Here is a 14,118-nt window from a genome sequence, read left to right on the forward strand (position 1 = left end):
CATCGCCCTGATGAGCGCGGTCCTCTCCCTCACGGTTCTCACGGTGATCGGGGTGGGCCTGGACCTCGCGGTCCGGAACCGGATCCACTCGAACCTGTTCATCGACACCCAGCGGGTGGCCACCGAATGGATCGCCTCGATGGGCCCCGACGGCATCCCGAAGCCGCCCGCCGCGCCCGAGAACCTGGTGCAGCTCGTCGACTCGCGGAACCGGGTGATCACCGCCAGCCGGGGGGCGACCGGCAGACCGCCGCTGACCTCTCACATGCCCGGCGACCAGGACCGCCTGCAGTACCGGATCGAGTGCCGGGACGGGGAGCGGTGCGTCGTGGTCACCGCCGTACGGGTGCTGCCGGTGCAGACCCGGCTCTTCTGGAACGGCGAGCCGCACGCCGTCTACTCCGGGAAGGCCGAGCCGGCCCTCCTGGCGACGCGGCGGCTGGAACTGTTCATCGCGATCGGGGTGTTGCTCATGACGGCCGGCTGGACGTGGGCGAGCTGGCGTGCGGCGGGGCGCACACTGCGTCCCGTCCGGGAGATCCGCGAGAAGGTCGAAGAGATCACCGTGTGCGACCTCAGCCTGCGGGTGCCGCAGCCGCGCGGCCGCGACGAGATCGCCGAGCTGGCCCGGGCCTCCAACAACCTGCTCGAACACCTCGACTCCTCGGTGCGCCAGCAGCGGCACTTCGCCTCGATGGTCTCCCACGAGCTGCGGACCCCCCTGGCCGGGCTGCGGACGCAGCTGGAGGAGGCCCTGCTCTACCGCGACGACACCGATCCGTACGAGACCCTGCGCACGGCGGTGCGCACCACGGAGCGCTGCCAGGCGATCATCAACGAGATGCTCGCGGTGGCCCGCGTCCGCACGGCCGCGGCGGCCGAGCCCGAGCCGGTCGACCTCGGGACGCTCGCGCGGGAGGAGGCCGCCGCCCGTACGGACGGGGTGCCCGTGCGCGCCGAGATCAGGGACGACGTGACCGTCCTCGGCAACCGGGTCCAGCTGTGCGGCGTGCTGACCAACCTGCTGGTCAACGCCCAGCGGCACGCGCACAGCGAGGTGGAGGTCAGCGTCGAGCGGGCCGGGGACGAGGCGGTCGTGACCGTGCTCGACGACGGCGACGGCATCGCGCCGGAGGACCGCGAGCGGGTCTTCGAGCCGTTCGTCCGGCTGAAGGACGGGCGCCGCCGCGACCCCAAGGGCACCGGGCTGGGCCTCGCCCTCTGCCGCGTCACGGCGGACGCACACCACGGCACGCTCCGCGTCGAGGACTCCCCGCGCGGCGCCCGCTTCGTCCTGCGCCTGCCGCTGTCCGCGGCAGTCCCGGCCGCCGCGGGTCGCCGGCTCAACTGTTGACGATCGGCACGGCGGCGAGGGTCAGCGCGAAGTCGCCTCCGCTGTCGGTGTACCAGCGGGCGACCGCGAACCCGGCCCGGGACAGCTCGCCGAGCAGGCCCTCCCTGCGGAACTTGGCGCTGATCTCCGTACGCAGCTCCTCCCCCGCGCCGAAGGCGGCGGTCAGGCCGAGCGCCCTGATCGGGACCTCCATCGGCCGGGCCGCCCGCAGCCGCATCTCGATCCACTCGTCGTCCTCGTCGTAGAGCGCGACGTGCTCGAACGCCTCCGGCTCGAAGGCGGCGTCCAGCTCCCGGTTGATCACGCGGAGCACGTTGCGGTTGAACGCGGCCGTGACGCCCCGCGGGTCGTCGTACGCCGCGACCAGCCGGGCGGGGTCCTTCACCAGGTCGGCGCCGAGGAGCAGGGTGTCCCCCGGCCGCATCGTGGCGCGCAGCTCCTTGAGGAACACCTCCCGGGCGACGGGCGTGAGGTTGCCGATCGTGCCGCCGAGGAACGCGACCAGCCGCCTGCCCGTCCTCGGCAGCAGGGCGAGGTGCCGCTCGAAGTCGGCGCGCACCGGCCGCACGTCCAGGCCGCGATAGCGTACGGCGAGCCGCTCCGCCGCGGCCTCCAGCGTGACGGCGTCCACGTCGACCGGGACGTAGGCCCGGAGCGTCCCAGCGGCGGCCAGCGCGTCGAGCAGGAGCACGGTCTTCTCGCTGGTGCCCGAGCCCAGTTCGACGAGTGTGTCGGCGCGGCTGAGCGCCGCGACGTCGACGGCCCGGCGGCGCAGGATCTCCAGCTCGCACCGGGTGGGATAGTACTCGGCCAGCCGGGTGATCCGGGCGAACAGCTCGCTTCCGGCCGCGTCGTAGAACCACTTGGGCGGCAGCCACTTGGGTGTGGAGGTGAACCCGGCGCGCACGTCGCTCTCCAGAGCCTGGCGCAGGTAGTCGCCGCCGAGGTGATCGATCATGCTCATGACATGGGCCGCCTCTCAGTCAGTGGCCGTCGGATGGGTGTCAGATGGGTGTCACCGCCACGCCGTCGGGGGAGGCGAGCAGCAGGCTGCGGTCGGGCACGGCCCGCCATCCGGGCCGGTCGTCCAGCGGCTCGCTGGACACGAGCACTCCCTCCTCCAGATGGGTGAACAGGGTGTCGCCCCAGGTGACGGCCGCCACCTCCGCGCCGCCGGTGACGAGCAGGTTGAGCCGCGCGTGCCGGTCCCCCTCCGCTGCCTCGCGCACGACGAGGGACAGCGCGTCGGCGAGCGGCACGCCGTCGCGGAGGCGGGCGAACACCGCCGAGGCGAGCCACGCCGAGTCGCACGCGCTCTCCGGGTCGGCGTCCAGGCCGGTCACGAGGGGCCGGACGGCCTCCCGCCGGACCCTGCCGTTGTGGCTGAGCAGCCAGCGCCCGTCGGCGAACGGCGCGGTCGCCGTCTCCTCGACCGGCATGCCGGTCGTGGCCGACCGGACCGCCGCGAGCAGGCACGACGAGCGCGCCGCCGCGGCGAGACCGGGCATGTTGGCGTCCGCCCAGATCGGCACCGCCCGGCGGTAGCGGACCGGCCCCGGCAGAGCCGCGTCGTACCACCCGAACCCGAACCCGTCGGCGTTCACGGTGCCGTACCTCTGCAGGCGCGGCGCGTACGACTGGCGCAGCAGGCCGTGCTCGGGGTCGCTGACGAGCGAGGCCAGGGACCGCGGCGGCCCCAGCCACGCCGCGTGGCGGCACACCGGCTAGTCCTCGGATCGCGCGCAGCGGAACCCGGCGAAGATCTGCCTGCGGATCGGGAGGTCCCAGTTGCGGAAGGTCGTCCGCACCGCCGAGGGATGGGTCGCCCACGAGCCGCCGCGCAGCACCCGGTAGGTCTCCCCGAAGAAGACCTCGCTGTACTCCTTGTATGGGAAGCTCCGGAAGCCCGGGTAGGGCTGGAACCAGGAGTCCGTCCACTCCCAGACGTCGCCGACGAGCTGTTCGACGCCGTACGGGCTCGCTCCCTTGGGGTACGCCCCGACCGGCGCGGGCCGCGCGGCCCGGTGTCCCAGGTTCGCCCGGTAAGCGAGGTCGGCGGGCCCGGCGTCGCCCCAGGGATACTCGCGGCCCCCGCACGCCTTCTCCCACTCGGCCTCGGTCGGCAGCCGCCTGCCCGCCCACCGGGCGTACGCGTCGGCCTCGTACCACGAGACGTGCTGGACCGGCTCGTCCGGCGGCACCGGCTCCTCCCGGCCGAAGCGGAGACGCCACCAGGTGTCGCCGTCCCTCGTCCAGAACAGCGGGGCGTCCACGCCGGTCCGCTCGACCCACTCCCAGCCCTGCGGCAGCCACCAGCGCGGGTCGCGGTAGCCGCCGTCCTCGACGAACCGCAGGTACGCCCCGCAGGTGACGGGGTGACGGTCGATCCAGAAGCCCGGCAGGTGCCGCCGGTGCGCCGGGCGTTCGTTGTCGTACGCCCAGGCCACCGTGTCCGTGCCCATGCTGAAGATCCCGGCGGGGATGTGGACCTCGGGATCGGCGGCCGGAGCGCCGCCGGGCGGCAGCTCGCCGTCGCGCACCAGCCCCGGCCGCCGGGACAGCTGCAGCGTGGCCAGCATCGTCTCGTCGTGCTGGTGCTCGTGCTGCAGGACCAGCCCGAAGACGAAGCCGCCGGCCCGCAGCGGGTCGGGGTCGGCCGGGTCCAGCCGGTCGAGGACGTCGAGCACCCGGCCGCGTACGCCCGAGATGTACTTCCTGGCCTCGGCGGGGGTGAGCAGCGGCAGCGAGGGCCGGTCCGCGCGCGGATATTTGAACGCGTCGTAGAGGTGGTCGATCTCCGGGCGCAGCGGCTCGATGCCGCCGACCTCCCGGAGCACCCACAGCTCCTCGTAGTTGCCGACGTGGGCGAGGTCCCAGACCAGCGGCGACATGAGCGACGAGTGCTGACGCGTCAGCACGTCGTCGTCGGCGTCGGTGCAGGCGAGGGACCGCTCCCGCACGGCGGCGAGCTCGGCCGCGATCCTGTCCTTCAGACCGGTCATGCCGATGTCGAGTTCGGTCACGCGAACATCTCCTCCATCCGGTCGGCGGCCGGCGGGCGGCCGGATTCGATGTGCCGGGAGGCGAACGCGCGGACCCGGGCGACCAGCCGGGGCCCGGCCCCGAGCCGGGGCAGGGCCTCGGCGGCGGCGCGGAAGCAGACGGAGGCGCAGCGGCGCAGGGCGGAGTCGGTGAGCCCCAGGCGAGCGGCGTCCGTCCAGCGGCCGGCGAGCGGCCGGGCGGCCTCCAGGGCGGTCGCCGCGGCCTGGTCGTCGGTCACGAGCGCGTGGACGACGGCCACGCACACGGGCCATCCGGCGGGCCCCTGCGCGTCGAGGTAGCGCACCTCCAGCCAGCCGCGGGGACGCACCGGCGGGAAGAGCGTGGTGGCGTGATAGGCGATGTCGGCCTCACCCGCGGGCCGCCCGGCCACCCGGGCGAAGTCGCGGAACGGCGAGCCGTCAAGGACGGGCCGGCAGGCGTCGCCCTCCCGGACCATCATGAGACGCGCGTCGAGGAGGTAGCGCGCCCAGTCGTCCGCCGGGTCGCCGCCGCCGTCCAGGCGTTGTGCGACCGGGGCGGTCCTGGTCGGATCGAGACGGCTCCACACCGCCTGGCGCCCGGAGGCCCACCCACCGGCGGGCGAGTTGGCGAAGGCGGCCACGAGCACCGGGCCGAGCACGTGGGCGCGTTCCCAGCGAGCCCGCGGATCGTCGCCGAAGTCGAGGTTGACCTGGATCGAGGCCGTCGAGCACATCATCGCCGGTCCGTGCGGGCGGCCCAGGAAGGCGTCCATCGCCTCGTACCTCGGCTCGGTCAGCTGCCGGACGGGCGGGCGGAGCACGTCGAGGCCGCGGTTGCCCAGCCGCAGCCCGGCCCGGGCGAGCGCGAGCCGTACGGCCTCGACGTCGGCGGTGAGCTGGGTGATCGCGGCGGGCAGGACGTCCGGCGGGGCGGACAGTTCGAGCTGACCGCCCGGCTCGAAGGTCACCTTGCTGCCGCCCGGGAGCGGCGGGAGCGCGTCCTCGATCCTGGCGACGGGGACCGGCCTCGCCCGGTCCATCGCGTCGAACACCAGGAACTCCAGCTCGACGCCCAACCGGCTCGACGTGGCTCCGCGGAAGCAGTCCCGAGCGTACCCCTGCACGTCGGTCATCCGCCCCCCTCGCCTCACACGACCCGCCTCACACGACTCGGTGGTGCCGAGTCAACTTTCCCCGTAAATGCCTCTTTCAACCTGAGAACCGGCCAAACAGGGAGTCGACCGGGGTCACGCGGAGGTCGTGGCCCACTCCTCGTCCCGCATCCGGATCATCGAGACGCCCACGACGCCGAAGACCACGAGCAGGATGACCGGGCCGCCGAGCCCCAGGACGAGGTTCCAGGCGCTCGCGCCGAACAGCCAGACGACGATCCCGGCCAGCACTCCGGCGGGGAACCACCATCCCGCCCGGCCCGCCCGGGCGTACGCGACGGCGACGAGGACGAGCCCGAGGAAGCTTCCGATCAGGCCGGGCATCTGCCAGGCGGCGATCATCGCGGGCTGCGCCGCGTCCTGCATGAGCTTCTCCGCCTGCGCCGGCGGCAGCATCTGGTACGCCACGATGTCGAAGAAGTCGGAGATCATGAGCGCCGAGAAGTTGATCAGGCCGAGGACCGCGATCACCCCGGCGATGTGGGCGAGCACCACGCCCTTCCGGCGGACGAGGTGGACGAGGCCGATCACACCGGGGACCCACAGGATCCACGCGTAGTGCAGGAGGGTCGCGCTGACGCCCACGGCGCCCGGGTTGTGCGCGTACACCAGGGGGTCCTCGACCCCCGGCTCGGACGGGTCGGCGGCCATGCCGAGGAGCAGGCAGAGCGGCGCGAGGACGAGGCTGGCGCCCGCCGCGACGCGGCGGAAGGAGTTCGCGTTGGTAAGCATGCGGAGGACCGTACGGAGCGCACCCGGGACCCGTCGTCAAAGCACTCTTTGACCCTCTGTCCCCCTATAGGGGGATTTTCGGCGAGCTTCAGGCGGACGTGGAACGGTACACGGCGGGGTTACCCTCTGCTCATGCTCCACCGCCGTCCCCCCACAACCGTCGACTGGCTCGTCGCGGTGGTCGTGGGCCTGTTCGCGGTCGCCGAGGAGGTCAGCGGGCGCACGGCAGCCCCCTCGCGCGGCCATCTGTCCCTCTGGATCGCCGCCGGGCTCATCGCCGCCGCAGGCGTGCTGTTCCGGCGTCACGCCCCCTTCGCGATCCTCGCCGTCTACTCCGCCGCCAACGTCGCGCTGCTCGTCCTGACCCCCCAGATGGCGGCGGCCTGGCAGTTCTACACCCAGCTCGTGCTGTTGTTCACGCTCCTGTCGGAGGTCCGGCCGCGCGGCGTCAAGGCCGTGTGCGGCCTCGGCGCGACCGCTGCGTTCGTGGCCGCCATGCTGGCCGCCTCGTCCCCGCCGTCCGGCCCGGGCGACGTCGCCGTCGCGCTGGTCATGTGCGCGATCGCGGCCGGCGCGGGCCTCGCCGTACGCCGGCACCGCGCGCTCGCCGAGCAGGCCGCCGAGCGCGGCGAACTGCTGGCCCGTGAGGCGGTGGCGGAGGAGCGCGCCCGCATAGCGCGCGAGCTGCACGACATCGTCGCCCACAGCGTCAGCGTGATGACCATGCAGACCGGTGGCGTACGGCTCATGCTGCGCGAGGACCAGGAACGCGAGCGGCAGGTGCTCACCTCCGTCGAGGAGACCGGCCGGGGCGCCGTGGACGAGCTGCGCCGGATGCTCGGCCTGCTGCGCGGATCGCCGGCCGAGGTCCCGGGGCCGCGGGCCGGCCTCGACGGGCTGCGGGACCTGCTGGACCAGGTCCGGGCCGCCGGGCTCGACGTGACCCTGGAGGTGCGGGGCGATCCGGTGCCGCTGCCCGCGGGTCTCGACCTGTCGGCCTACCGCATCGTGCAGGAGGCGCTGACCAACACGCTCAAGCACGCCGGCGCGACCCGGGCGGAGGTGACCGTCGCCTACACCCCGCGGGAGCTGCGCCTCGACGTCGTGGACCACGGCCCCCGCGAGGGGCGTGCCCGGCCTGCCACGCGCGGGAGCGGGCACGGGCTCATCGGCATGCGGGAGCGGGCCGCGCTGTTCCGCGGCACACTCACCGCGGCGCCGCTCCCCTCGGGCGGCTTCGGCGTCCGGGCGGTGCTGCCGCTGTGAGCGGGGGTTTGGTCGGGATCCTGATCGCCGACGACCAGGCGATGGTCCGGGCCGGGCTGCGCCTGGTCATCGGAACACAGCCGGACCTCGCCGTGCTGGACGAGGCGTCCGACGGCGAGCGCGCCGTCGAGCTGGCCCGGAGCCTGCGGCCCGACGTGGTGCTGCTCGACATCGCCATGCCGCGCCTTGACGGCCTGGAGGCGGCCCGGCGGATCCTCGCCTTCCCGGAGCCGCCACGGGTGATCATGCTGACGACGTACGACACCGACGAGAACCTCGACCACGCCCTGCGCTCGGGGGTGAGCGGCTTCCTGCTCAAGGTCTCGCCGCCCGAGCACCTGTTCGCCGCGATCCGCAGCGCGGCGCGCGGAGAGGTCCTGCTCGACCCCGCCGTGACCGAGCGGGTCGTCGACGCCTACCGGCGCGCGGGGCCCGCCCCGGCGCCCGGCGACTCGGGGCTGACGGCCCGGGAGGAGCAGGTGCTGCGCCTGGTCGCGCGGGGGCTGTCGAACGGCGAGATCGCGGCCACGCTGTCGATCGCCGAGGCCACGGTGAGCACGCACATCAACCGGCTGCTCGCCAAGCTGGGCCTGCGCGACCGCGCCCAGGCCGTACGGCACGCCTACGAGTCGGGTCTGGTCCGCCCAGGGGACACCGGTGCCTGAGCCGTTGACGCGCTCCCCAGCCTGAAGGCCGGGGATTCAACCCGTGCCGCGCGTGCGGCACCTCTGTGGCTTCCTGTTTCATCAGGTCCTGCCCTCCGCTAAGCGGCTGGTCTTACGGTCCCTCCGCAGGCGTTTAGCCTGTCCGCCCGTCCGGCGGCCAGGATGTTGCGGGCCGCGTTGACGTCCCGGTCGTTGATCGCCCCGCATGGGCACTCCCACGAGCGGACGTTCAACGGCATCGACTCGGTCAGTGCCCCACACTCCGAGCACAACTTCGAACTGGGGAACCACCGGTCGATCTTGGCGAAGTGGCGCGTGTCGGCCACACGAGCATGCGCCTTGGCAACCTTCACGACGGCTTTCTTGCGGTTGTTCGATCCCTTGGCCTTCCGGTTGAGATCCTGCTGTGCCTTACGCAGACGTCGCTCGGCTCTGCGCAGGAAACGCGGATTGTCCACCTTGCGGCCGTCGGAGGTGACTGCGAAGTGGGACAGGCCCAGATCGATCCCCACGTCGGCGGCCGACTCCGGGAGCGGGACATCGCTGGTGGCGACGACGAACGAGGCGAAGTACCTACCGGCTGCGTCCTTGACCACCGTCACACTGGACGGTTCAGCGGGCAGGCCCCGTGACCAGCGGACCGGATCTTCGGCAGGCGCAGCTTCCCTCAGGGAGTGATGGAGAAGCGGGCGTTGCGAGTGAAGCGGATCGCCTGCCGGTTGTCTTTGCGGGATCGGAAGCGGGGCGGAGCGACTTTGGGTCCCTTCCGCTCACCGGTGACCGAGGCGAAGAAGTTCCGGTAGGCGGTGTTGAGGTCCGCCAGCGCCTGCTGTAAGACCACGGCGGACACCTCACCCAACCAGGCGCGATCGGGGGTCTTCTTAGCCTGCGTGATGACCCGCTTGGACAACTCCCCGTCGGAGATGTACGGCACGCCTTGTTCCCTGGCTTCCTGCCGTGCGTGCAGCCCGTCGTTGAACACCACCCGCGCGCACCCGAACGCCCGTGCCAGCGCGGCACGTTGACCAGGCGTCGGGTAGAGGCGGAAGTTGTACCTGAGCTGCACCCCATGATCTTACATTGAGTGAGTGATCGATCACAGTGAGGCGTCAGAACCAGTGGGCGCTATGTTGTCGTCCTGCATCTCACGTGGATCTGGACACCGATCCACCTTGACGGCGAATCAGCTATCCCTACCCCGCTACGCGGGAGAGTCCGCTTCACCCCCGGCCAGAAGTGAGGGCCGGGCACCGCGGACGAATTGGGTAGCGTAGGTGCCCATGACAGCTATCGACTCCACCTCTGGTGCGTACGGCATCGGCCTGGCCACGATCGCCGCGGACGGCACCGTGCTCGACACCTGGTTCCCCTTCCCGGCGCTGGGCGAGCCCCCGGCCGTGGGCACCGAGCCGATCTCCCACGAGGACCTGGGCGAGGGCATGGCGGAGCTCGTCGGCCCCGACCCCGCCCGCGGCGTCGAGGTCGAGGCCGTGCGCACCGGCATCGCCGACCTGTCGGCCCCGCCGTCCGACGCGCACGACGCGTACCTGCGCCTGCACCTGCTGTCCCACCGCCTGGTCCGGCCGCGCGCGCTCAACCTCGACGGGATCTTCGGGCTGCTGGCCAACGTCGTGTGGACCAACCACGGCCCGTGCCGGGTTGAGGGCTTCGAGGAGGTGCGGCTGCGCCTGCGGGCCCGCGGCCCGGTGACGGTGTACGGCGTGGACAAGTTCCCCCGGATGGTCGACTACGTGCTGCCCGCGGGAGTGCGCATCGCCGACGCCGACCGCGTACGGCTCGGCGCGCACCTGGCGAGCGGCACCACCGTCATGCACGAGGGCTTCGTCAACTACAACGCGGGCACGCTCGGCGCCTCGATGGTGGAGGGCCGGATCTCCGCCGGGGTCGTCGTGGGCGACGGCTCCGACGTGGGCGGCGGCGCCTCGATCATGGGGACGCTGTCCGGCGGCGGCAAGGAGGTCATCTCGATCGGCGAGCGGTGCCTGCTCGGGGCCAACTCCGGCGTCGGCATCTCGCTGGGCGACGACTGCGTGGTGGAGGCCGGGCTGTACGTCACGGCGGGCACCAAGGTCGCCCTCCCGGACGGGCAGGTCGTGAAGGCCAGGGAGCTGTCGGGCAAGTCGGGCCTGCTGCTGCGCCGCAACTCGACGACCGGGGCCGTCGAGGCGGTGGCCAGGGACAGCAGGGGCATCGAGCTCAACGCCGCGCTGCACGCCAACGACTGATCTCTCCTGCCGAGCCCGCCCTACTGAGCCGCACCCTGAGATGACCCTGAGTTGGCCCTGAACTTGGCCTTCGGCCCTGTGAGCGGGGGGAGTGCGGCCCGTACCGTGAAGGCATGGGACGCATTCTCCTCATCGCAGCAGCCGTCGTCGTCGGGTTCTTCCTTCTCGGCTCCGTGATCGGGCTCATCTTCGGCGCGCTGAAGTGGGTCCTGATCATCGGCGCGATCGCCCTGATCGTGTCGGTCGTGTTCAAGCTCACCCGGAGCAGCGGGTCGAGCCACTACACCTGACCGAGCCCGGTACGCACAAGCAGGACACACAAGCAGGACAAGCAAAAGGGGCGGGCCCCGTCGCGATCGCGACGGGGCCCGCCTTCTTGTGCGCCTACGCGGTTCCTCGGGTTACGAGAGCGGCGGGTAGGCGTTCTGCATGAGCTGCTGGAACTGGGCGGAGAACCAGTGGCCCGAGACCGGGGCGCCGCCGAGGGCACCGGACATGTTGTTGCCGTTCAGCGAGTTACCCGTGTAGGTCGGGTCACACATCCGGTCGAAGCCCTTGCCCTCGTTGTTGTCGATGGCGGAGCTGGAGCCGTCGGACTCACCCGGGGGCTTGATCCAGACGTAGGCGTCGAGACCGGCGACGGGGTTCGCCCTCGGCCGCTCACCCATGCCGGCGCCGGACTGGTTGCACCAGTTGCCGGCGTGGATCCGGCGGTCGACGCGGGACTCGTTGACGAAGGTGTCCACGTTGGTGGACGTGCTCGGGCCCGTCGGACGGGCCGAGCCGCCCCAGCCGTTGCGGGAGGTGTCGATCAGCATGCCCAGCGTGTTCGGGAAGCCCTTCGCCACCAGGGCGTTGCGGAGACCGACCGCGAAGGACTGCTCGTCCACGTAGTAGTTCCAGTCGACCCACTTGGACTGACGCACCGACTGGCCGTTCACCGAGGTGTTGATGGTGAAGTACGGCTCGACCGTCGCGCCGAAGTTGGCGGTGTTCACGATGAAGCCGTCGACGCTGTTCACGCCCGCGGTGGTCCCGGACGCGACCTGGTGGAAGAGGTTCACCACCGGGCCGAAGTTGGTGTCCCATCCGAGCCAGGCGTGGTGCGCCGCGTCGACGTAGGTGTAGACGTTCCGGATCGCGTGCAGCTTGTTCAGCGCGTACTGCACACCCTGGACGTAGGCGCCGGAGGACTGGGCCTCCTGGCACGCCTGGAAGTTGCTGACGTTGGTGATCAGGTTCGGCAGCGAGTCGGGCTCGACGACCGTCACGATGCGGAGGTTGGAGTACTTCGAGTCCGCCATGATCCCGGCGATCACGTCGATGTACTCGGTCTTGTACCGCGCGAGACCGTTGTTCGCGATCTTCAGCTCACCGTTGGAGGAGAGCGCCGAGCAGTCACGGTTCGGCAGGTCGTAGATGACGACCTGGATCGTGAGAGGCGCGCTGCCGTTGGCCGCGTCCTGCTTGACCGCCTCGTCGAGGTGGTCACGCAGGCCCATGCTGTTGTTGCCGGCCGAGCCGGAGCTGATCGCGGCGATACGGTCAAGCCAGACCGCCGTGGAGAGGTTGGCCACCCGCGAGCCGCCCGGCTCGGACTTCGCGCTGGCCGACCAGTCCGGGTTCACGTAACCCGTGGCGCCGGCGTACGGGTTGTCCACGTGGGTCCCGGGCGGCGGCGGCGAGTACGACGGCGACTGGGACGGGGACTGCGAAGGCGACTGGGAGGGCGACTGAGACGGGGACTGAGACGGCGACTGCGAAGGCGACTGGGAGGGCGACTGCGAAGGCGACCGCGACGGCGACTGAGACGGGGACTGAGACGGCGACTGCGGGGTGCCGTTGCAGCTCACGCCGTTGATCTTGAAGTCGGTCGGCGACGGGTTGCTGCTGGTCCAGGTGCCGTTGAAGCCGAGGCTCGTGGAGGCGCCGGTCGCGAGCGACTTGTTCCAGTCGAGCGCGGTCGCCGTCACGTTGCTGCCCGACTGGCTCCAGTTGGCCGACCAGCCCTGGGCGACCTTCTGGCCGCTGTTCGGGAAGGTGAACGTGAGCGTCCAGTTGCTGAGCGCGTCGCCCAGGTTCTGGACGGTCAGGTTGGCGGACATGCCGCCCTGCCACTGACTGGCGGAGTAGGTGACTTTGCAGGAGACCGCGGCACTCGCCGAAGTGGCGGTGGCCACGGCCGCCGTGGAGCCGATCGCGAGCACGGCCGCCGCGACCAGGCCGCGGCGCACCGTGGAGCTCACGGCTCCCGGTCGGGGGGTGGATCTCATTGGGAAGGTCCTCCTGGCGGTGGTTGCTGCGCTTGGGAGCGCTCCCACGAACCATAGGCACCACCCCCGGCGGCGTACAGAGACCCGTCAAGACCCACACCGCCACGAATAGGCCACCCGGCGTGTACCGGCCGCCCGAACAGGGCATCCATGGTGACGTTACGCCCGAAGACGCCTGCGTGTTACGTGAAAGTTTCACCCATTCATCCGCGAAACACGTGGCCAGGGCCCTGCGGCGCGTCAACCGGGACCCCTCGGCGTTCCGCCGGGCCGGACGCCGCCGGACGCGAACCTGACCTGGTCACGAGGGGACGGGGTCCGGCGGGTAGCATCCGTGAGTCACACATATCGCGAATGGGGATCGTCATGACCGTCAAAGTGACCGTCACCGGTGCGGCCGGCCAGATCGGTTACGCGCTGCTGTTCCGCGTCGCCTCGGGCCAGCTTCTCGGGGCCGACACCCCGGTGAAGCTCAGCCTCCTGGAGATCCCGCAGGCCGTGAAGGCGGCCGAGGGCACGGCGATGGAGCTCGACGACTGCGCGTTCCCGCTGCTGCGCGGCATCGAGATCTCCGACGACCCGGCCAAGGCCTTCGACGGCGCCAACGTCGCGCTGCTCGTCGGCGCCCGGCCCCGTACGAAGGGCATGGAGCGCGGCGACCTGCTGGAGGCCAACGGCGGGATCTTCGGCCCGCAGGGCAGGGCCATCAACGACAACGCCGCCGACGACATCCGCGTGCTCGTCGTGGGCAACCCGGCCAACACCAACGCGCTGATCGCACGGTCCGCCGCTCCCGACGTGCCGGCCGAGCGGTTCACCGCGATGACCCGCCTCGACCACAACCGCGCGCTGTCGCAGCTCGCCGGCAAGCTGAGCGTGCCGGTGACCGAGATCAGCAAGATGACGATCTGGGGCAACCACAGCGCGACGCAGTACCCGGACCTCTTCCACACCGAGGTCGGCGGCAAGGTCGCGGCCGAGCTCGTCGAGGAGGAGTGGCTGCGCGACACCTTTATCCCGACCGTCGCCAAGCGCGGCGCGGCGATCATCGAGGCGCGCGGTGCGTCCTCGGCCGCGTCCGCCGCCAACGCGGCGATCGACCACGTGCACGACTGGGTGAACGGCACGCCCGAGGGCGACTGGACCTCCGCCGCGGTGCCGTCCGACGGCTCGTACGGCGTGCCGGAGGGCCTCATCTCGTCCTTCCCCGTCGTGTCCAGGAACGGCCGCTGGGAGATCGTCCAGGGCCTGGAGATCGACGCGTTCTCCCGGGAGCGGATCGACGCCTCGGTCGGCGAGCTGGTGGAGGAGCGCGACGCCGTCAAGGCGCTCGGCCTCATCTGACAGACCTCATCTGACACACCGCGTGAGGCGGGGGCGGGCCGGT

At 71.7% G+C, this 14,118-nt stretch carries 12 protein-coding genes and 1 pseudogene; 6 read left to right on the forward strand and 7 right to left on the reverse strand.

Annotated elements, in window-relative coordinates:
- The first annotated feature begins 10 nt into the window (after window positions 1-10).
- The gene (locus F5972_RS20835) at window positions 11-1,354 is read left to right on the forward strand and encodes a sensor histidine kinase (protein WP_191910243.1); all 1,344 of its coding nucleotides are present in this window, start codon (window positions 11-13) and stop codon (window positions 1,352-1,354) included.
- On the opposite strand, the gene egtD is transcribed toward F5972_RS20835, so the two are convergent.
- The 5 genes from egtD to F5972_RS20860 all read right to left on the reverse strand — a co-directional run bounded on the left by egtD (window position 1,344) and on the right by F5972_RS20860 (window position 6,281).
- Complete coding sequence (egtD, locus tag F5972_RS20840) at window positions 1,344-2,312, reverse strand: L-histidine N(alpha)-methyltransferase (protein ID WP_150935553.1); 969 nt, start codon at window positions 2,310-2,312, stop codon at window positions 1,344-1,346. The genes F5972_RS20835 and egtD overlap by 11 nt on opposite strands.
- Before the next feature lie 46 nt (window positions 2,313-2,358).
- On the reverse strand, window positions 2,359-3,075 hold the full coding sequence (gene egtC, locus F5972_RS20845) for an ergothioneine biosynthesis protein EgtC (protein WP_150935265.1): 717 nt from the start codon (window positions 3,073-3,075) through the stop codon (window positions 2,359-2,361).
- Between the two features lie 3 nt (window positions 3,076-3,078).
- Window positions 3,079-4,356, reverse strand: coding sequence for an ergothioneine biosynthesis protein EgtB (gene egtB, locus F5972_RS20850; protein WP_150935554.1), 1,278 nt, complete (start codon window positions 4,354-4,356; stop codon window positions 3,079-3,081).
- Window positions 4,357-4,373: 17 nt separating this feature from the next.
- Window positions 4,374-5,510 carry an ergothioneine biosynthesis glutamate--cysteine ligase EgtA gene (gene egtA / locus F5972_RS20855; protein WP_150935266.1) on the reverse strand — a complete coding sequence of 379 codons (1,137 nt, stop codon included), beginning with the start codon at window positions 5,508-5,510 and terminating at the stop codon, window positions 4,374-4,376.
- A gap of 114 nt (window positions 5,511-5,624) precedes the next feature.
- Window positions 5,625-6,281, reverse strand: a complete 657-nt coding sequence (locus F5972_RS20860) for a hypothetical protein (protein WP_150935267.1) — start codon at window positions 6,279-6,281, stop codon at window positions 5,625-5,627.
- A 132-nt stretch (window positions 6,282-6,413) separates the two neighbouring features.
- On the opposite strand from F5972_RS20860, the gene F5972_RS20865 reads away from it, so the two are divergent.
- Together F5972_RS20865 and F5972_RS20870 are read left to right on the forward strand one after the other, a co-directional pair.
- On the forward strand, window positions 6,414-7,547 hold the full coding sequence (locus F5972_RS20865) for a sensor histidine kinase (protein WP_150935268.1): 1,134 nt from the start codon (window positions 6,414-6,416) through the stop codon (window positions 7,545-7,547).
- A complete protein-coding gene (locus F5972_RS20870) occupies window positions 7,544-8,212 on the forward strand; it encodes a response regulator (RefSeq protein ID WP_225311693.1) in 669 nt (222 codons plus the stop codon). Before F5972_RS20865 ends, F5972_RS20870 begins: the two co-directional genes overlap by 4 nt.
- Window positions 8,213-8,310: 98 nt before the next feature.
- On the opposite strand, the pseudogene F5972_RS20875 reads toward F5972_RS20870, so the two are convergent.
- Window positions 8,311-9,278 (reverse strand): annotated as a pseudogene (locus F5972_RS20875) (RNA-guided endonuclease InsQ/TnpB family protein).
- 214 nt (window positions 9,279-9,492) lie between these two features.
- Here F5972_RS20875 and dapD point away from each other — a divergent pair.
- Both dapD and F5972_RS37390 read left to right on the forward strand, forming a co-directional pair.
- The gene (gene dapD, locus F5972_RS20880) at window positions 9,493-10,458 is read left to right on the forward strand and encodes a 2,3,4,5-tetrahydropyridine-2,6-dicarboxylate N-succinyltransferase (RefSeq protein WP_150935269.1); all 966 of its coding nucleotides are present in this window, start codon (window positions 9,493-9,495) and stop codon (window positions 10,456-10,458) included.
- A 113-nt stretch (window positions 10,459-10,571) separates the two neighbouring features.
- Complete coding sequence (locus tag F5972_RS37390; protein ID WP_191910244.1) at window positions 10,572-10,748, forward strand: hypothetical protein; 177 nt, start codon at window positions 10,572-10,574, stop codon at window positions 10,746-10,748.
- Window positions 10,749-10,859: 111 nt separating this feature from the next.
- Here F5972_RS37390 and F5972_RS20885 read toward each other — a convergent pair whose 3' ends face one another.
- Complete coding sequence (locus F5972_RS20885; RefSeq protein ID WP_150935270.1) at window positions 10,860-12,731, reverse strand: glycoside hydrolase family 6 protein; 1,872 nt, start codon at window positions 12,729-12,731, stop codon at window positions 10,860-10,862.
- A 366-nt stretch (window positions 12,732-13,097) separates the two neighbouring features.
- Between F5972_RS20885 and F5972_RS20890 the strand changes: the two genes are divergently transcribed.
- Window positions 13,098-14,075 carry a malate dehydrogenase gene (locus F5972_RS20890; protein WP_150935271.1) on the forward strand — a complete coding sequence of 326 codons (978 nt, stop codon included), beginning with the start codon at window positions 13,098-13,100 and terminating at the stop codon, window positions 14,073-14,075.
- The last annotated feature ends 43 nt before the right edge of the window (window positions 14,076-14,118 follow it).

The organism is Microbispora cellulosiformans, assembly GCF_008728085.1.
In the GTDB taxonomy this organism is placed as follows: Bacteria; Actinomycetota; Actinomycetes; order Streptosporangiales; family Streptosporangiaceae; genus Microbispora; species Microbispora amethystogenes.